The organism is Spirosoma lacussanchae (genome assembly GCF_005870035.1).
Classification (GTDB): domain Bacteria; phylum Bacteroidota; class Bacteroidia; order Cytophagales; family Spirosomataceae; genus Spirosoma; species Spirosoma lacussanchae.
This window is the reverse complement of record NZ_SWJG01000001.1, coordinates 35,365-52,160: the sequence shown is the minus strand read 5'-3', so window position 1 is coordinate 52,160 and position 16,796 is coordinate 35,365. Positions and strand designations below refer to the sequence as shown.

The 16,796-nt window shown below is 56.3% G+C and carries 14 protein-coding genes and 1 pseudogene; 5 read left to right on the top strand and 10 right to left on the bottom strand.

Translation table 11 applies throughout. The annotated features are described in order from the left end of the window. Positions 1–32 precede the first annotated feature (32 nt). Positions 33–1,175 (bottom strand): App1 family protein, encoded by a 1,143-nt coding sequence (locus FBR45_RS00235; protein WP_138498268.1) that lies wholly within the window; start codon positions 1,173–1,175, stop codon positions 33–35. Between the two features lies 1 nt (position 1,176). Further along, positions 1,177–1,764 (bottom strand): TIGR04282 family arsenosugar biosynthesis glycosyltransferase, encoded by a 588-nt coding sequence (locus FBR45_RS00230; RefSeq protein WP_138498266.1) that lies wholly within the window; start codon positions 1,762–1,764, stop codon positions 1,177–1,179. Positions 1,765–1,910: 146 nt separating this feature from the next. Here FBR45_RS00230 and FBR45_RS00225 point away from each other — a divergent pair, with 146 nt between their 5' ends. The 5 genes from FBR45_RS00225 to FBR45_RS00205 all read left to right on the top strand — a co-directional run bounded on the left by FBR45_RS00225 (position 1,911) and on the right by FBR45_RS00205 (position 5,621). After that, positions 1,911–2,309, top strand: a complete 399-nt coding sequence (locus FBR45_RS00225) for a Rid family detoxifying hydrolase (RefSeq protein ID WP_138498264.1) — start codon at positions 1,911–1,913, stop codon at positions 2,307–2,309. Between the two features lie 89 nt (positions 2,310–2,398). Then, complete coding sequence (gltX, locus tag FBR45_RS00220) at positions 2,399–3,931, top strand: glutamate--tRNA ligase (protein ID WP_171044802.1); 1,533 nt, start codon at positions 2,399–2,401, stop codon at positions 3,929–3,931. Positions 3,932–4,012: 81 nt separating this feature from the next. Then, on the top strand, positions 4,013–4,306 hold the full coding sequence (locus tag FBR45_RS00215; RefSeq protein WP_138498260.1) for a hypothetical protein: 294 nt from the start codon (positions 4,013–4,015) through the stop codon (positions 4,304–4,306). Positions 4,307–4,474: 168 nt separating this feature from the next. Beyond that, positions 4,475–5,251: a TIGR00266 family protein gene (locus FBR45_RS00210; RefSeq protein ID WP_138498258.1), complete on the top strand. Its 777-nt coding sequence runs from the start codon at positions 4,475–4,477 to the stop codon at positions 5,249–5,251. 79 nt (positions 5,252–5,330) lie between these two features. Further along, positions 5,331–5,621 carry a hypothetical protein gene (locus FBR45_RS00205; RefSeq protein ID WP_138498256.1) on the top strand — a complete coding sequence of 97 codons (291 nt, stop codon included), beginning with the start codon at positions 5,331–5,333 and terminating at the stop codon, positions 5,619–5,621. Between the two features lie 183 nt (positions 5,622–5,804). Here the strand turns inward: FBR45_RS00205 and FBR45_RS26545 are convergent, their stop codons facing one another. The 8 genes and pseudogenes from FBR45_RS26545 to FBR45_RS00170 form a co-directional block, all read right to left on the bottom strand. After that, on the bottom strand, positions 5,805–6,143 hold the full coding sequence (locus FBR45_RS26545) for an IS110 family transposase (protein WP_246082180.1): 339 nt from the start codon (positions 6,141–6,143) through the stop codon (positions 5,805–5,807). 284 nt (positions 6,144–6,427) lie between these two features. Further along, positions 6,428–6,811 (bottom strand): annotated as a pseudogene (locus FBR45_RS26540) (IS110 family transposase); the annotation flags it as partial. 256 nt (positions 6,812–7,067) lie between these two features. Next, positions 7,068–8,174 (bottom strand): mechanosensitive ion channel family protein, encoded by a 1,107-nt coding sequence (locus tag FBR45_RS00195; RefSeq protein WP_138498254.1) that lies wholly within the window; start codon positions 8,172–8,174, stop codon positions 7,068–7,070. A 117-nt stretch (positions 8,175–8,291) separates the two neighbouring features. Then, positions 8,292–9,743 carry a DUF1501 domain-containing protein gene (locus FBR45_RS00190; RefSeq protein ID WP_138498252.1) on the bottom strand — a complete coding sequence of 484 codons (1,452 nt, stop codon included), beginning with the start codon at positions 9,741–9,743 and terminating at the stop codon, positions 8,292–8,294. A gap of 52 nt (positions 9,744–9,795) precedes the next feature. Beyond that, on the bottom strand, positions 9,796–13,260 hold the full coding sequence (locus FBR45_RS00185; RefSeq protein WP_138498250.1) for a DUF1553 domain-containing protein: 3,465 nt from the start codon (positions 13,258–13,260) through the stop codon (positions 9,796–9,798). A gap of 345 nt (positions 13,261–13,605) precedes the next feature. Beyond that, positions 13,606–15,141: a c-type cytochrome domain-containing protein gene (locus tag FBR45_RS00180; RefSeq protein ID WP_138498248.1), complete on the bottom strand. Its 1,536-nt coding sequence runs from the start codon at positions 15,139–15,141 to the stop codon at positions 13,606–13,608. Positions 15,142–15,189: 48 nt separating this feature from the next. Then, the gene (locus FBR45_RS00175; protein WP_138498245.1) at positions 15,190–16,251 is read right to left on the bottom strand and encodes a 6-bladed beta-propeller; all 1,062 of its coding nucleotides are present in this window, start codon (positions 16,249–16,251) and stop codon (positions 15,190–15,192) included. A 67-nt stretch (positions 16,252–16,318) separates the two neighbouring features. Next, entirely contained in the window at positions 16,319–16,795 is a 477-nt protein-coding gene (locus tag FBR45_RS00170) for a GAF domain-containing protein (RefSeq protein WP_138498243.1), read from the bottom strand. Position 16,796: the final 1 nt, after the last annotated feature.

Genomic DNA, 16,796 nt, shown 5'->3' with positions numbered 1-16,796 from the left:
CTTCTATACTTAACGCTACTAACTTACTATTCTTATCCCTCCGCATCAGCCCGGCGGTCGGCCCTGATTTCGGGGATGGTGTCGGGGTCGATCAGCCCCAGGGAGGCCGCATGTTCGGCAGCCGCCACGGTATCTGACACGAGCAGCATCGGCACCTGATGCGACTCGGCAGTGCGGATCAGCTCGCGCACGGAAGCGTCGCGGGTTTCGGGCGTAACATCGCGGATGTAGATGGCCCGGATGCGGCCCGGATTGTCACGAACGACCTGGGTGTAAATTTCGGGGTCTTGCTGTCCACTGTCGCCGATGAGCACAAATGTCAGCTGGGGGTTCACATCCAGTACTTTCCGGATCATGGCCAGCTTATGGGTATGGTGACTCGACGAGGCCAGCAGCGCAGGATCAAGGCCCAGGTCGCGCAGCAGAATCGGCCCTTTCGGAATGCCTTGTATCCGAAAAAAATCGATCAGCAGATCATACAGGTTCCAGGGACTACTCGACACATAGTAGATCGGGTTGAAGAGGGTCGTGACAGGGCCGCTCTGCAGAGCCCGGTAAAATGCGGCTACCCCCGCAAACGGAAGCCGGGTATAGGCATTACCCAGAAACGTAAGCCGGGCCGTTTGCAGAATGCTCGTGGCGCCCGTAACCAGCACCGTATCGTCAATGTCGGAGATGACCCCAAACTGACTGAACGGGGGCGACACCATCAAATGCCCCTCTTTCACGACCGGCTCCCGGGTGTCGGGCTGCACAATGTCATCGAGTGCGTACCGCACCGGAAACCAGACCCGGCCGGGGTAGGCCATCAGCAGATCGTTGGGCGGGTTGACCGTCACCTCAAAATAACCTTCTTCGTCAGTCTGGGTGGTGTAGGCCTGCCCGAATGCTTCTACGCGGACGGTTACGCCCGGCACCTCGTCGCTCTCGAACCGCTGATAGGTAGCGACCAGATTCTGCCAGAACGTGTCATTATCCGACGGGGTAGACAGGTCGCGTTCGCGCAGCACACGGCCTTTCAGGTACACGGCCGACGGGCTTCCGAAGCCCCGGTAATACACGATTTTGTAGGGTTTTTTGGCATCGAGCCGTCCGAACAGGCGGTTCTTCAACCGATCAAAATGCAGCTCGGCATCGGCGGATGCATTCACTAAAAAGTCTTTCCACGTTGTCATGCTATGTACTGGATACCCGTTCATAATCCGACCACTCATCAATGTCGGTTAGTTCTTCTAACCGCTCGAACGTCAGGTTGTTTTGCTGCAGGGTCAGTTCGGTGCGCTGCCGAAGTTCAGGCTGGCTCCAGGGCATATCCTCGAACAGAAACGGATGCAATGTATTCATACCCAGCAGATAATACCCCCCGTCGGTAGCGGGACCGATCACCACATCGGCCTCGTCGAGAACCGAGAAAGCCTGCCGCAGGTGATCGGTGGTGATGGCCAGGCAGTCGCTGCCGATGATGACTACCTGCCTGGCGCCTTCGGCAAACTGCTCCCGAAAAGCGGCCAGCATGCGTTCGCCAAGGTCGCGGCCATGCTGTAGTCGTTTCTGATAGCCGTTCCAGCCGTCGTTGCTGTTGATAAAATCGCCGTAGTATACCACCCGCTGCCAGGGGAGCAGCCGTGTAATCTGCTGAGTATGCTGTAGTAGATGCCGGTATACCTGCACCGCCCGTTCGTTGCCAACGGTGCGGGCAATTCGCGTTTTAACCGTACCCGGAACCGGGTTTTTTACGAAGATGATAAGATGTCGGTCAGCCATACGGTGGTTTGTCGGACCGCCCAAGCGGTCGTAACTTTGCAAAAATAGTCGATGCTGGCGCGCCCGCACGATCGTCGGTAGCCTGTACTGACAGTACCGCCCTACCTGACGAGCCACAATCGACTGTTAACCATCTACTAACAAGTATGACCAAGCAAATTGTTTATACCGATAAGGCCCCTGCACCCATCGGGCCGTATAGCCAGGCGATTCTCGTGAAGCCGGCAGCCGGGGGCGGAACCCTGTACGTATCAGGCCAGGTAGCCATTGAGCTGGCTCCGCTGGGCGACATCCGGGCCGAAACCCGGCAGGTAATGGAGAACATCGGGGCTATTCTGCAGGCGGCCGGGCTCTCGTACGGTAACATCGTCAAAACGAGCATCTTCGTCAAAGACATGAATAACTTCGCAGCGATCAACGAGGTATACGGCGAGTTTTTTGCCGGTGATACCGATTCGCCCTACCACCCCGCCCGCGAAACCGTTGAAGTAGCCCGCCTGCCTAAAGATGTAAACGTCGAAATCTCTGTCATTGCTGTTGACTAACTAGAGGATATATTCAACGAGCCGAATCGGGCTGGCCTTGCGGCTGATTCCGGTTTTCTGGCTGTTATGTCTTCCTCCCCCAATATATCATGTCAAAATCTGTTCGCGTACGGTTTGCACCCAGCCCTACTGGCCCGCTGCACATTGGTGGGGTGCGTACCGCACTCTATAATTATTTATTTGCCCGCAAAATGGGGGGCCAGATGCTGCTCCGCATTGAAGATACCGATCAGAACCGGTTCGTGCCGGGAGCGGAACAATACATTCTCGATGCCCTGGCCTGGGCAGGTATCCAGATCGACGAAGGCCAGGGCGTTGGTGGTCCACACGCGCCTTACCGCCAGTCAGAACGGCGCGACATATACCAGCAGGAAGCCCAACGGCTGGTCGACGAAGGCAAAGCCTACTACGCCTTCGACACGGCCGACGAGCTGGATGCCATGCGCCAGCGGCTCGAAGCGGCCAATGCACCCGCGGCCCAGTACAACGCCATTACGCGGATGCAGATGCGCAACTCGCTTACGCTGAAGGCCGACGAGGTTCGCGCCCGCATTGATGCTGGTGAGCCGTACGTAATCCGGCTCAAGACCCCCCGCAAAGAAGAAGTGCGGCTCAACGACCTGATCCGGGGCTGGGTCAATGTTCACTCGTCGGCTATCGATGACAAAGTGCTGCTGAAGTCAGATGGCCTGCCTACCTACCACCTGGCCAACATCGTCGACGATCACCTGATGGGCATCACCCACGTGATCCGGGGCGAAGAGTGGCTGCCGTCGGCCCCGCTGCACGTGCTGCTGTATCGGTACCTGGGCTGGGAGGATACCATGCCGCAGTTTGCTCACCTGCCGCTGCTGCTCAAGCCCGAAGGCAACGGAAAACTCAGCAAGCGCGACGCTGACCTGGGTGGCTTCCCGATTTTCCCGCTACAGTGGACCGACCCCGCTACGGGACAGGTGGCGCGGGGGTTCCGGGAAGATGGCTACCTGCCCGAAGCGACTATCAACTTTCTGGCCCTGCTGGGCTGGAACCCCGGTACCGAGCAGGAGCTGTTCACGATGGATGAGCTGATTGCCAGCTTCGATCTGGCCCAGGTCCACAAAGCCGGTGCGCGCTTCGATATCCAGAAAGCGCAATGGTTCAACCACCAGTATATCCGGCTCCGGCCCGACGCTGAGCTGGCCCCCGCCGTTCAGCAACAGGCCGAAGCCGCCGGCTACGACTGTCCGCCCGAAAAAGCCGAAAAGATTGTGGCCCTGCTGAAAGGCCGTGTCAACTTTGCCCACGAAATCTACGGTGAAGCCGCCACGATCTTCAACGCGCCTGCTACCTACGACGAAGCCATCGTGGCCGCCAAATGGAACGACGATGCCATCCGGGCCGCAACGGCCTTTTACGACGCGCTGCTGGCGTATGAAGGTCCGTTTGTGGCCGATGACATCAAACATCTGCTAGCCGACACCATGACTCAGGCGGGTATCAAGCAGGGGAAAATCATGCAGGCCATGCGCGTAGCCCTGACCGGTTCAGGCGCCGGACCAGACCTGATGCTGACGATGGAAATCATCGGAAAAGACGAAACCGTTAGTCGGCTGAAGCAGGCCTTGCAAACGCTTGCGCGGTAGATTGCCTCACGGGGGCGAAGGTAACCTAACCCTCCCCCCCTTTTTTCAGTTGTATACAAATTGGCAACGCATCACCCGGCTATGGCTAAGAAAAAACCCAACCCCGACGAAAACGAAAAACCCCGCGTTCATAAAGAACTGGAAGGGTTCGACATTCAGATCAACTCGTTCGGTGAGATCACGACGAGTTTCGATATTGATCGTATCAACCAGTTTCTGAACCGGACCGTGGATGATAAGAAGCTGCGGCACCGCACCGACCTCAACCTGAAGGGCGATCCGCAGGCCGACGATGCCGATGAGAAAGCCAAAGACGACGATACTCTCTTCGACGAGTCGGATAACGACCTGCCCGACGACATCAATACCCGCTAGGCTACCTGACCAGGTGGTCGTATAGACGCTCACTCAAAAAAGTCCGACTGGCAAAAATGCCCGGTCGGACTTTTTTTTGGCCGTTAGTCAGAAATATCACCGGCCAAATGCGCAGCTTTCTGTAGTTTTCGTCCATAGATCACCGAGACCTGAAACTATCAACGCAGTATGTACTCTCACGAAATTGACTACAAAATCATCGGCGAAGACATCCAGATCGTCGAAATCGAACTTGACCCGAACGAAACCGTCATTGCCGAAGCAGGCTCCATGCTATACATGGAAGACGGCATCCAGTTCGAAACCAAAATGGGCGACGGCTCGCAGCCCGACCAGGGGTTTATGGGTAAGCTCTTTCAGGCCGGCTCGCGGCTAATTACGGGGGAGTCGCTGTTCATGACACACTTTACAAACCGGGGCAGCGGCAAGCGGAAGGTTACCTTCGCGGCTCCCTATCCCGGCACGGTTATGCCGCTGAACCTGGCCAACGTCTTTGGCAATACCGTTATCGTACAGAAAGACGCGTTTTTATGTGCGGCCCTCGGCACCCGGCTCAGTATTCACCTCAACCAGAAACTGGGCGCAGGCTTCTTCGGTGGTGAGGGGTTCATTCTTCAGAAAGTACAGGGCGACGGAATGGCGTTCATCCACGCCGGTGGCGTCGTTATTGAGCGGACGCTGAATAACGAGCAGCTCCGCGTCGATACGGGCTGCGTAGTGGGTTTCGAGCCAAGCGTGAGCTTCGACATTCAGCGGTCGGGCGGGCTTAAGAGTATGATCTTTGGCGGGGAGGGCTTATTTTTGGCTACCCTGCGCGGCTCAGGCAAGGTCTGGATTCAGAGCATGCCGATCTCGAAACTGGTTCAGCGTTTATCGCCGGGCGGTGGGCAGGCCAATAAGGAAAGCGGCTCGGTGCTGGGTCAGCTGGGCGGACTGCTGGATTGAACAAACTTTACGCAGATAATGTATACTGATCAACAGACGATGAGTCATTGTCACTTGATCAGTATACCTCAATAAAGCTATGGAAGTCATTTGCACGAACGATAAGTTTCCGGCACCGGTGCTGGCCTTTTATGCCGAGTTTGGCATACAGACCCCCAAGCAGGATCAACTCTACACGATCCGGCAGGTGAAGCGTCACACAACCGGCGACACGGGCGTCCTGCTGAACGAGATTCAGAACCCCGATGTACCGGTGAAACATCCCGTTATGGGTGAGGTCTGGTTCGAGCCGACCTTCAACATCAACCGTTTCGCTACGCTGCTTGGCCAGCCCGTACGGCAGGAAGAGCTCGAAGACGTGAACGTTTAATAACCGTTCTGACGGGTGTTGGGCGGACAGGCTGTAGAACACAGCCTGTCCGCCCAACTGCGTTTAGGCTAAACCATAAGGAACAGGTCGTCGGATGTAGAGACGCGGCCCTTCGCGTCTCATACGCGACAGCAACAAAACCATCCGGACAGGAGACGCAAAGGCCGGGCCGATTTCTATGGTTTAAACAAATGATAGGGGATAAAAAATGTCATATTTCTGCTTTCGCTTTACGACGGCACAGATGCGGTGGATAAGCTTATTACGAACCGCGTTTAGTATTGACATCTTGTTCTTGCCTTCGGCCACTTTCCGTTGATAGTAAGTTTGTAACTCCCCCTTGACCCGTATAGCAGACATAGCTGCTAAATGAAACAAAAACTTCAGGCGTTTACGAGCATGTTGATTGACTCGACTGCGCCCGCGAATGCTACTACCCGAGCTGTGCTCAAAGGGAGCCACACCGGCATGACAAGCCAGCTTTTTAGGCTCCGCGAAGTTCTTAAATTCGTCGGTAGCCAGAATGACTTCGGTTGCAACAGCTGGGCCAACTCCAGGATAGACGTCATCAACTTGAAGAGCTCATGAAGCTGTTGGTCTTGGTGGATCAGTTCATCCATCTGCCGATTGACCTGCTCTAAATCTGCATTGATTGACTTCAAAGATGCTTGGCAATGGCGAGTCAGCTGCTTCTGAAGTTTGGCTGATGCAAAGGCGGCTTGCTCATTAACAGGCACTTGTAACTGTTGCCGAACCAACAAGAGTCGCTGTCGTAAAGCGCTGAGTATGACTAGTTCCTGGAGTAATTGGCGGGGTGGTTGCCACAACCGCATACGATCCCGGAAACGATAGGCATACTCGGCAATCCGTTGGGCGTCGAGACTATCACTCTTGCCCCGTTGTAAGCCACCGGCCTGCTTGATGTGTAGACTGCTTTCTAACCAAGTCGGTAATTGATGAGCCACCAACTGATCAAGAATATGGGCATTGTACACGCCTGTATGTTCGAGGCAAAATACCGATTGGATAGTGATAAAGCCAGGCAAGGCTTTAAGTGCTTTGATGGTAGCCTTGATAGCAGCAACCGAGTTCAGGGACTGAGTCTGTAAGACAATTGTTTTACCATTGAAAACTGCCCAATCAAGCGTAGCCTTCGATACATCGATGCCAATGTAATACTGTACGTCCATGAAATAGCTTATTTTTGGGTTGAACAATGAGCTTGCTGTTTTCTCGATACCTTTCTAATGGGTCTGCCAACCCGCATTTCTATTCGAGTCTAAGCAAGCAATCCGGACTGGCCTCTGAATCGGCCCATGGGTCTAACTCCCAGCCGGGCGGTAGGACGTGCCAGTCCGTTTTACTTGCCAGCAAGCTACTCCATTCTTGGAATAGTATCGTCTGACAAACCTAAAGGCCGGGCGGTTGCGTCTCTACATGGCAGCGCTACGCTTTGGGCTTCAGCTCTTCGCTGAGCATCAGGCGGGTCTGGGGCAAACTCTGCGGGTATTCATCCCGGACAAACGCAATGAGCTGCTCGCGCAGGTAGCAACGCAGGTCGAAAGCCGATGGCGCATCGCGGGCCGATACGAGCACCCGTACCACGATGCAGGTTGGCTGGGTATCCGTCACCTGAACGGCAAACGAATCGCCACTCCAGAGCGGATTAGCCTCGGTCAGCTCGCGGGCTTTCTCCCGGATCTTGTCGACCGGTACGTTATAATCCAGGTAGAGAAATACGGCCCCGGTAATGGAGGCATCGGAGCGGGTCCAGTTCTCGAACGGTGTTTCAACGAAATAGGTGATGGGCAGAATAAGCCGACGACGGTCCCAGAGCCGCACAATAACGCTGGTCAGGTTAATCTCTTCAATGCGCCCCCACTCCTTCTCGACCACCACGGCATCGTCGAGCCGGATTTGCTGGTTGAAAGCGATCTGAACCCCGGCCAGCAGATTGGCCAGCGTTTTCTGGGCCGCAAAACCAATCAGTACCGACACCACCCCGGCCGACGTCAGTACGCTCAGGCCCACTTTCCGGCTGCCCTGGAAGGAGATCAGCAGCAGCGAGGTACCAATGATCACAACCCCAATGGCCAGTATTCGGCGGGCAAAGCGAACCTGCGTCACAAACTTGCGCTGCGACAGGTTCACATCCTGGGTGGTATCATACTGCCGAATCAGGAACAACTCCCCAAACTTGAGCAACTGCACCGCCAGCCACGTACTCGCCACCAGAAACAGCACTTCGGCCGACTTATCGGCAACGGGATGCCGACGCAGAAAACGCGCCGACTGAATGTTGGTGGCCAGTAAGAAAAACAAAGAAGGCACAAATACCCAGAACGCCCAGCGCACGTGCGTACGCAGCAGAAGCAGCGTCTTGAACGATCGGCGCCGGTTCACGAACCGAATAACCTGCGTCACAACCAGATCTACGGCCAGCCCCAGCAGCACAGCTGAAACTAGCAGCACCCATCCCGACAAATCACGATTGGGCTGGTAACCTGCCCACCGAATCAGGGCGCGTATCCACGTTTCAAGTTGTTGTAGCATGGCGCAAAAATAGCAAGACCTAAAAGGTTTCTCAGAACCTTTTAGGTCTATTGGCTCGGTTTACGGATTTCTGCCCGCGTTTAAAAGCACCAAAAACTGAACATTATCACCTGTCGGTCAAGCAAGTATAGGTTTCACTACCTTGCCGTGCACATCGGTCAGGCGATACCGGCGTCCCTGGCTCTTGAACGTCAGTTTTTCATGATCGACACCCAGCAGGTGCAATACGGTGGCCTGAAAATCGTGCACATGAACGGGCTGGTTAACCACGTTATAGCCGAAATCGTCGGTCTGGCCGTAGACCATTCCTTTTTTCACACCGGCCCCGGCCATCCAGATCGAGAAAGCGCGCGGGTGGTGGTCGCGGCCGTAGTTGTCGCGGGTGAGTTTACCTTGCGAGTAGGCACCCCGTCCGAACTCACCACCCCAGATAACCAGCGTATCGTCGAGCAGGCCGCGTTGTTTGAGGTCCATAATGAGCGCGGCCGATGGCTGATCAACGCTTTTCGTCTGGATCTTGATATCGTTGGGCAGGTTACCGTGCTGATCCCAGCCCTGGTGATACAGCTGAACGAACTTAACGTCTTTCTCGACTAGCTTGCGGGCCAGCAGGCAGTTGGCAGCAAACGTACCCGGCTTCCGGCTGTCGGGCCCGTACATGTCGAAGATATAGTCGGGTTCTTTCGAGATGTCGAGCGTTTCGGGCACGGAGGTTTGCATCCGGTAAGCCATCTCGTACTGAGCCATCCGGTTGTTGATTTCAGGATCGAGTACGTGTTTGAACTGCTCCTGATGCATCTTACCGAGGTAATCGAGCATACGGCGCCGACTGGTTTTATCAATGCCGGGCGGGTTGTTGAGGTAATAGACCGGATCGGGACCCGACCGAAACACAACCCCCTGATGTACGGAGGGCAAGAAGCCGTTGCTCCAGAGTTTAGCATAGAGCGGCTGATCACCGTCACGACCCTTGCTGAGCAGTACCACAAACGCTGGCAGGTTCTGGTTGTCGGACCCCAGCCCGTAACTGATCCAGGACCCAAAGCTGGGTCGGCCGGCCTGCTGACTCCCGGTCTGAAAAAACGTAACGGCCGGGTCGTGGTTGATGGCCTCGGTATGCATCGACTTGATAAACGTCAGGTCTGACGCGATACGGGCCGTATGGGGCAGGAGTTCGCTGATGGTCATCTGACCGGGACCATACTGCGCAAATTTGTATTTCGAGGCCGCCAGCGGAAACCGGCTCTGGCCAGCCGTCATCCCCGTCAGGCGCTGTCCTTTCCGAACCGACTCGGGCAGGTCCTGCCCCCACATGGTTTCGAGCCGCGGCTTGTAATCGAACAGTTCGAGCTGCGACGGCGCCCCACTCTGAAACAGGTAGATCACCCGCTTCACTTTGGGCGCGAAATGCGGCTTACCCACGGCCGGATTGTCACCCATCGACGTACCCCCAAACAGATTGGCCGGGTTCAGCAACGACGCCAGCGCAATGGTTCCTAACCCCGCGCTGCTCTGCCCCAGAAAGTTTCGGCGGCTCAGCTGATCATGCAATTGGTCCTGAATATCCATAGTATGAGATGGCGCCGGATCAGCCTGTTTCGTGCCCCCGGGCCACTGGCTTTTACCGTTTTATAATCGCTTCGTCGAAATTCATGATCGTACTGGCTACCATCGTCAGAGCGGCCAGTTCGGCCGGGTTCTGCGCTTTGTTGAGCGGGTATTCGCCAACCGACAGCAGCTCCCTGGCGCGGCCGGGGTTCTTCCGAAAATCAGTCAGTTCTTCGTCGTACAGCTGTTGCATCAGCGTAAGCTCTCCGGGTCGGGGCTGCCGGCTGACTACAGCTTTGAAGCACTCGCTGATGGCCTGTCCGGTTGTTTGTCCGTTCGCTGCCTTCTTCTGCGCCAGCACCCGGGCCGCTTCCACAAACTGCGGATCGTTCAGGGTGACCAACGCCTGCAGGGGCGTGCTGGTCTTTTGCCGTTTTACGATGCAGGTATGTCGTTCAGCCGCATCGAAGTTGAGCATCATAGGCGGGGGCGAACTTCGTTTCCAGATCGTATACATCGAGCGACGATACAGACTGTCGCCGTGGTTTTGCACGTAGCTAACCGTATTTCGGGTGGCCAGAGCCTCCCAAATGCCCGACGGCTGGTAGGGCCGGACGCTCGGTCCGCCAACCCGACAGTTTAGCAGACCACTCGCAGCCAGGGCATTATCGCGCACCTGCTCGGCGCTCATCCGGTAGCTCGGGCCGCGCGTCAGAAAGGTGTTGTCCTGATCAATCTCGCGCACCTTCTCCGACGTTACCGACGACTGCCGGTACGTAGCCGACATAACGATCAGCTTGTGCAGGGCTTTCATGTTCCAGCGGTCTGACGCAGGCCCGCTTCCTTCGCGGAATCGTATGGCCAGCCAGTCGAGTAATTCCGGATGGCTTGGGAGGGCGCCCTGGTTGCCAAAGTCATCGCTGTTTCTGGCCAGCCCCTGCCCGAAATACTGCTGCCAGACCCGGTTCACCACAACGCGGCTAAAGAGCGGATTCTCGGGCATCAACAGCCACTGAGCCAGACCCAGCCGGTTTTTGGGCATATCGTTCGGCATCGGCTCCAGACTGTGCAGCACGTTGGGCGTTACTACCTCGCCAGGAGCGTCGTAGGCACCCCGCTTCAGCAGGTGAGTTACCCGCGGTACCGACCGCTCCTGCATAATCATAACCTGATCCTGATTGGTATACAGCATCAGTTCTTCGCCCCGTAGCTGCATGGCTTTGGCATATTCGGACCGGTACACCGGGTCCTGCGCCGTTACGTAATACGTATACAGCCCCGCCCGCTGAGCGGCTGTCCGTTGCGAGTCGGGCGTACGGAGCGCAGCCGCCAACGCGTCGGGCTGACCTGCCAGTTTGGGCATTTCGATCGGCGTGAGACAGCGGTCGTAAATCCGCAGTTCGTCGACCGCAAAATCCTTATAGAAATAGTCGTGCATCCGCCCCACATAGAACGCATGCTGAGCCCAGTGGGTACGGTCTTTCCCGTATACCATACTGTGGATCAGGTTATCGGCGATGACCCGGGTGCGCATCGGTTGGCCGTTCAGGTACACCGTAATTCCATCAGCGCGGCCCAGGCCATTGTAGGCGAAGGCGACCTGAAACCACTGACGAACCGGCACCTTGTCGACCGACTCCAGATCGATAGCATTAGCGGGCCATACGTGGCTGAAGGTCAGCTTGAGCCGTCCGTCGGCGAGCAGGTCGAGTTGGTAGCCACGCTGGCCATCCATCGGACCGGTCGTGCGCCCCAGAAGGGTGAGCGCCATATTGGGCTTGGCCAGGTTGAACCAGCTGCTCACCGTAAACGGCTGATTCTGTTCAAAAGCACCGAAATCCCACGGTAATTCAATGAAACTGTCGCCTGGCAGAAAGCGGGCCTTACCGAAGCGCCCCGCCACCGCATAGGGCACTTTGTCGGGGTCGCCCCCGAGCCGGGCTGGCAAAGTATCATTGACCGTGTTGGCAAATGCGTTTCTGGGGTCTTTCCAGAGTTCTTCTTTTGTTTTTCGTTTGGCTACCGGTTTTGCTTCCGCCTTTTTCGGTTTACCCCGGGCCTCGTCGGCTTTCCGTTTCGCTTCCTCCAGCTTTTTCTTTTCGGCCTGGGCTTTTACAAACGCGCTGATATCGGTCCGGTCCGCTTCATCGAAGGTATAATGCGCAATCAGGCCCGAATCGGCCGACGACAGCGGTTGCTGCCGGGCTTTGCTGAGCCATTGCCCAAAACGCTGCTGATAATCGGAGCGGTTGGGGTTAATTTTTTGCCGGATCGGCGTTAGCTTTTCGCGGATGAATTTCAGTTTGGCTTCCGTTTCGGGTTTGGTTAGGGTAATGGTCGGCGCGGCTTCGCCATTGTACGGAATCTGCCCCCGGTCATTGTTGCTGTTAAAGAACGCAAACAGCGAATAATAGTCCTTCTGACTGATAGGGTCATACTTGTGATCATGGCAACGGGCGCACTCGACGGTTAGCCCCAGCATGGCTTTGCCGAAGGTATTGGTCCGGTCGGCGACATACTCGACCCGGTACTCTTCGTCTACGATACCCCCTTCCTGGCTCTGCTGGTGATTTCGGTTGAAAGCCGTAGCAATAAGCCGTTCGCGCCGTTCGGCCTCGCTTTTCGGCGCGGGCAACAGGTCGCCGGCCAGCTGCCAGGTAATAAATCGGTCGAAACTCAGATTTCGGTTATAGGCCCGGATAACCCAGTCGCGATACGGCCACATGGTACGTAGCCCGTCGTCCTGGTAGCCATGAGTGTCGGCATATCGAGCCACATCGAGCCATTCAACGGCCTGCCGTTCGCCGTAGTGAGGGCTTTTAAGCAGCCGGTTCACCACTTTTTCGTAGGCATTGGGGCTTCTGTCGGCCAGAAACGCATCGACCTCCGCCGGTGTGGGCGGCAGGCCGGTCAGGTCCAGCGTTACCCGCCGAATGAGCGTGGTTTTGTCGGCTTCGGGCGCCGGACTTAGCTTCCTGTCGCGTTGTTTGGCCAGCACGAACCGGTCAATCTCATTGCGGCTCCAGCTGTCGTTCTCCAGTTTAGGTACCGCTACCTGAGCCGGGGGAATCAACGACCAGTGTTCTTTGTATTCGGCGCCCTGCTCGATCCACCGGGCCAGCAGGGCTTTCTCTTCCACACTGAGCGTCAGGTTCGACTCGGGCGTGGGCATCACGTAATCGGGATCGGTACTTATGATTCGGTGGAACAGTTCGCTACTACCCAGGCTACCCGGCACAATGGCTTTCTTACCACTTTCGGCCAGGGCCTCGTAGGCGCCTTCGGGCGTATCGAGCCGAAGCCCGGCCTGCTGCTTGGCTTTATCCGGCCCGTGACAGGCAAAGCACCGGTCTGAGAGAATCGGTTTAACGTGCAGGTTATAATCTACCTTTTCGGGCAGGTTGGCTTCGGCGGCTACCAGCTCAGCCGGTTTGTCGACCGATGAGTTACAGGCGGTGAGCCAGACCGAAGCGCCAAACAAACCAACGGTGGCCGTAAGAAGTGTATAGCGCAATCGCATGTCAGACCAGGCAATCATTATACAAACAGGTTAGGTATAGTTGGTCACACAAAAGAACGACGGAGCAGCGGCTAACCACGACACTATTTTGCCCCTTATTTGATCAATCTTTGCCTTTTCCCAACTTGCAGCGGCCAATGCGGTTCGACCGCGTATACCACTCCACAACCAGCTGGCCACTACATCTTTACGCAGTCAGGCTTACAACTACCAAACAGGATCAGCGGTCGGCGACCTTCAATCCTAAAGGACTTAAGTTTGTTGCAATATAACTTTTTTCAGCCAGGAAAAGTGCATGAAGCCGCGTGACCGCTCCGTATTGGACTGTTGCGGTAAGTCATTTTCAGGTTGCCGTCCGGTCGTTTAGTTCTTTGCCGGTTCGCTGGATTTATCATCGGCCTGACCCGCTTTGGCAAACTCGGCAACGGCCTGTTCGTTGATACCGCCAATAATTTCCAGCCCGGGGCGGGCTTTTTTGAGAGTTGCCAGGCCGGTTTCAGTCACTTTGGTCTGCCAGATATAGACCGTTCGTAGTTTGCTCAGGGTAGCCAGTTCGGCCAGTCCCATATCTGTGATCCCTGTTCCGTAGAGATTTAGGTACTCCAGATTGGCCAGCCCTTTGAGGTGTTTCAGTCCGGCATCGGTCACCTTCGTCTGCGCCAGATGTAGTTTCTGCAGATTCTTCAGTTTAGCCACCTGTACCAGCGCGGCATCGGTGATACCGGTATCGCTCAGCTTAAGCCAGACCAGCTGATCGCTGATTTTTGGCAGTAACGCAGCCTGGGTGTCATTGAACGACCGGGCGTTGACGGCGCTAACCTCTAACTGATTCTGCTCTTTCGAGAGCGGCAGCACCAGCAGACCGGCTTTTTTCAGTTCATCGATCACGCTGGGCTGCGCAGCGGGCACCTTCATGGTCAGCACCGGCGATTCGGGAGCCGGACCGCTGCTTGCTGCGACCGCCGTACCACCGCCCGCCGGAGCGCCACCGCCCAGCGCAGCCAGCACGGGCCGGATGGCATCGTTGACTTTCAGGTCTGATACTTTCTTGTCGAACGGCGCGCCCTGGTCGATCCACCACGTCAGCAGCGCCACCTGTCCTTCGGTTAGCTGGGTTTTGCCTTTGGGGGGCATGTGGTGATCATCGTCTTCGGGCAGTAAACACCGCTTGATCATCTCGCTGTCGGTGCCCTTGCCCGCCACGAATACCGGCCCGTTTTCGCCCCCTTTCCGGATCATGTCGGGGCTATCGTAGCGCAGATCACCTTTCGACTTTTCGGCGTTATGGCACTGAACGCAGCGGCTCTGCAGGATGGGGTTCACAATCTGTTCGTACACCAGCGCCTGGTTCACATCCGTAATCGGTTTCACGGCGACGGCTTCAGCCCGGGGCGGCAGGCCGGCCAGGGTCCGAAACGGCTCGGGCGTATACTGCGTCAGGTAGTCGGACCCGTGTGTCAGTGAGCCACCATGGTGACCGGCTACGGCCAGCAGCACCAGCGAAACAACCAGCGCTGGCACGTACAATACCGATCCCAGCGGAATCCGATCGCCCAGCCAGTCAGATTTTACGGCCCAGGCTACCCAGGCGAAGCCAGCTACGCCGATGCCCTGCCACATGTGCTCATCCAGAATTTCTTCGTCATAGCCTCCGCCCAGCGATAACAGATAGCCGAACACACAGGCCATCGTAGCGCTCACCGCCGACCAAAACAGTACGGCCGTAATCGTTGAATCGTCGACGCCAATCTTACCCAGGCGCCGACCTGCTTCCAGAATACCGGCTACTACCAGAAACCCGATGGGCAGATGAACAATAAGCGGATGGAACCGGCCAAAAAACAAGGCCCAGTCAGAAGGCTGTGCCGCAACGGCTTGTACTAAAATCAATGCGTTCATAAACGACATTCCGGCCTGAAAACCGGCAAAAAATAACGTGTAGAGTAATTAGATCCGCTCCAGCTTGACGGGATATGTTTTTTGGGAACTCCATTGCGCCACGTACAGGCTCTCGTCTTCGTCGACCAGCACGTCGTGCGGATGCATGAACACGGTCAGGCTGCGGTCTTTGCGCTGCTCGGTCAGTTTACCGTTCTGATAGACGGGTTCCGAACCACCGGGCGTAGACACCACGTTGTCGTTCCGGTCAAGAATCTGCACATAGCCCGAATTGGGGTACGCATCGGACGTACTTCGGAATACAGCACCGTATAGATAATCGCCGTGGATAACGGGGCGGCAGATGTACGATCCCGGCAGGGCAATAGTAGAAAGGTAGGTACCATCCAGCGAGAAACGCTTCAGCGCGTTTCGCCGACGGTCGGTGATCAGCAGCGTAGGGCTCTGGGCATTGCGCCGGTCGACTACGATACCATGGCAGCAATCGAAGGTAGCGTCGCCTTCGCCCCGGCCGCCGAACGAGCGAATAATCTTACCCGATTTGTCGTACTGCGTAATGTAGTTCAGCCCGTAACCATCGGCTACGTAAATATCGCCGTTGGCGGGGTTAACGGCCGTTTCGGTCGGTTTGAACTGCGATGGATAGGCGTATTTGCCCGTCTCGCGGGGGTAGTCCAGTTTCATCAGCTCGCGGCCTTTCAGGTCGGTTTTTATAACCTGATGCCGATCGGTATCGCAGATGAGCAGGTATTGATCAGCGCCCTCGCCCCCAATCGTCAGACCGTGTCCACCCGGAAATTCGTGTCCCCAGGTCTCAAGCAGCCTACCCGATTTGTCGTAAATGAGAATGTTGTTTTTAGTCTCGTTGGTGAGCAGGATGATCCGGCCTTTCGCATCCTGCACCAGTTCGTGGCAGTCGTTGACGGGGTTCCGGCCGGCATCGAGCATACCCCAGCCCGGCACTACCCGGTACCGGAACCCATTGTGCCCGAGAACAGCCGCGTCGCCCGGCTGCGGCATTGCTGACAAAAAGGATGGGGTTGTCATACCAGCCGCCGTGGCCAGCGAAGCCTGCCGAACAAACGACCGGCGCGACAATGAGTACGCCATAAGATTGCTGTGTTTACGAAAAAAGAGCGTTGTCCGTAAACTTTACTGCAATCAGATAACCTTTTGGTTAGTGAATGAGCGTTACCAACCGTTCGAGCCATTCGGCGTCTATGTCGCTAAAGTCGTTGAGCTGATCACTGTCTACGTCGAGGACCATGATTACGTTACCCTGCGAATCGAATACGGGCACAACGATCTCGGAACGAGAGGCCGAGCTACAGGCAATATGCCCCGGAAACTGCTCCACATCCGGCACCACAATCGTTTCACGGCGTGAGTAAGCCGCTCCGCAAACGCCCTTGCTGAACGCAATCCGGGTGCAGGCAATCGGCCCCTGAAACGGGCCCAGCACCAATTGCCCGTCTTTAACGAGGTAAAAGCCTACCCAGAAGAAATCAAACGCTTCTTTAAGGGCAGCCGCCATATTGGCCAGGTTCGCAATCTGGTCCGACTCGCCGACCAGCAGGGCTTCTACCTGCGGCAGCAGGCTTTCGTAGAGCGCCCGCCGGTCTGTTGTCGACGGCAGTATGAGTGTCTCAGCCATA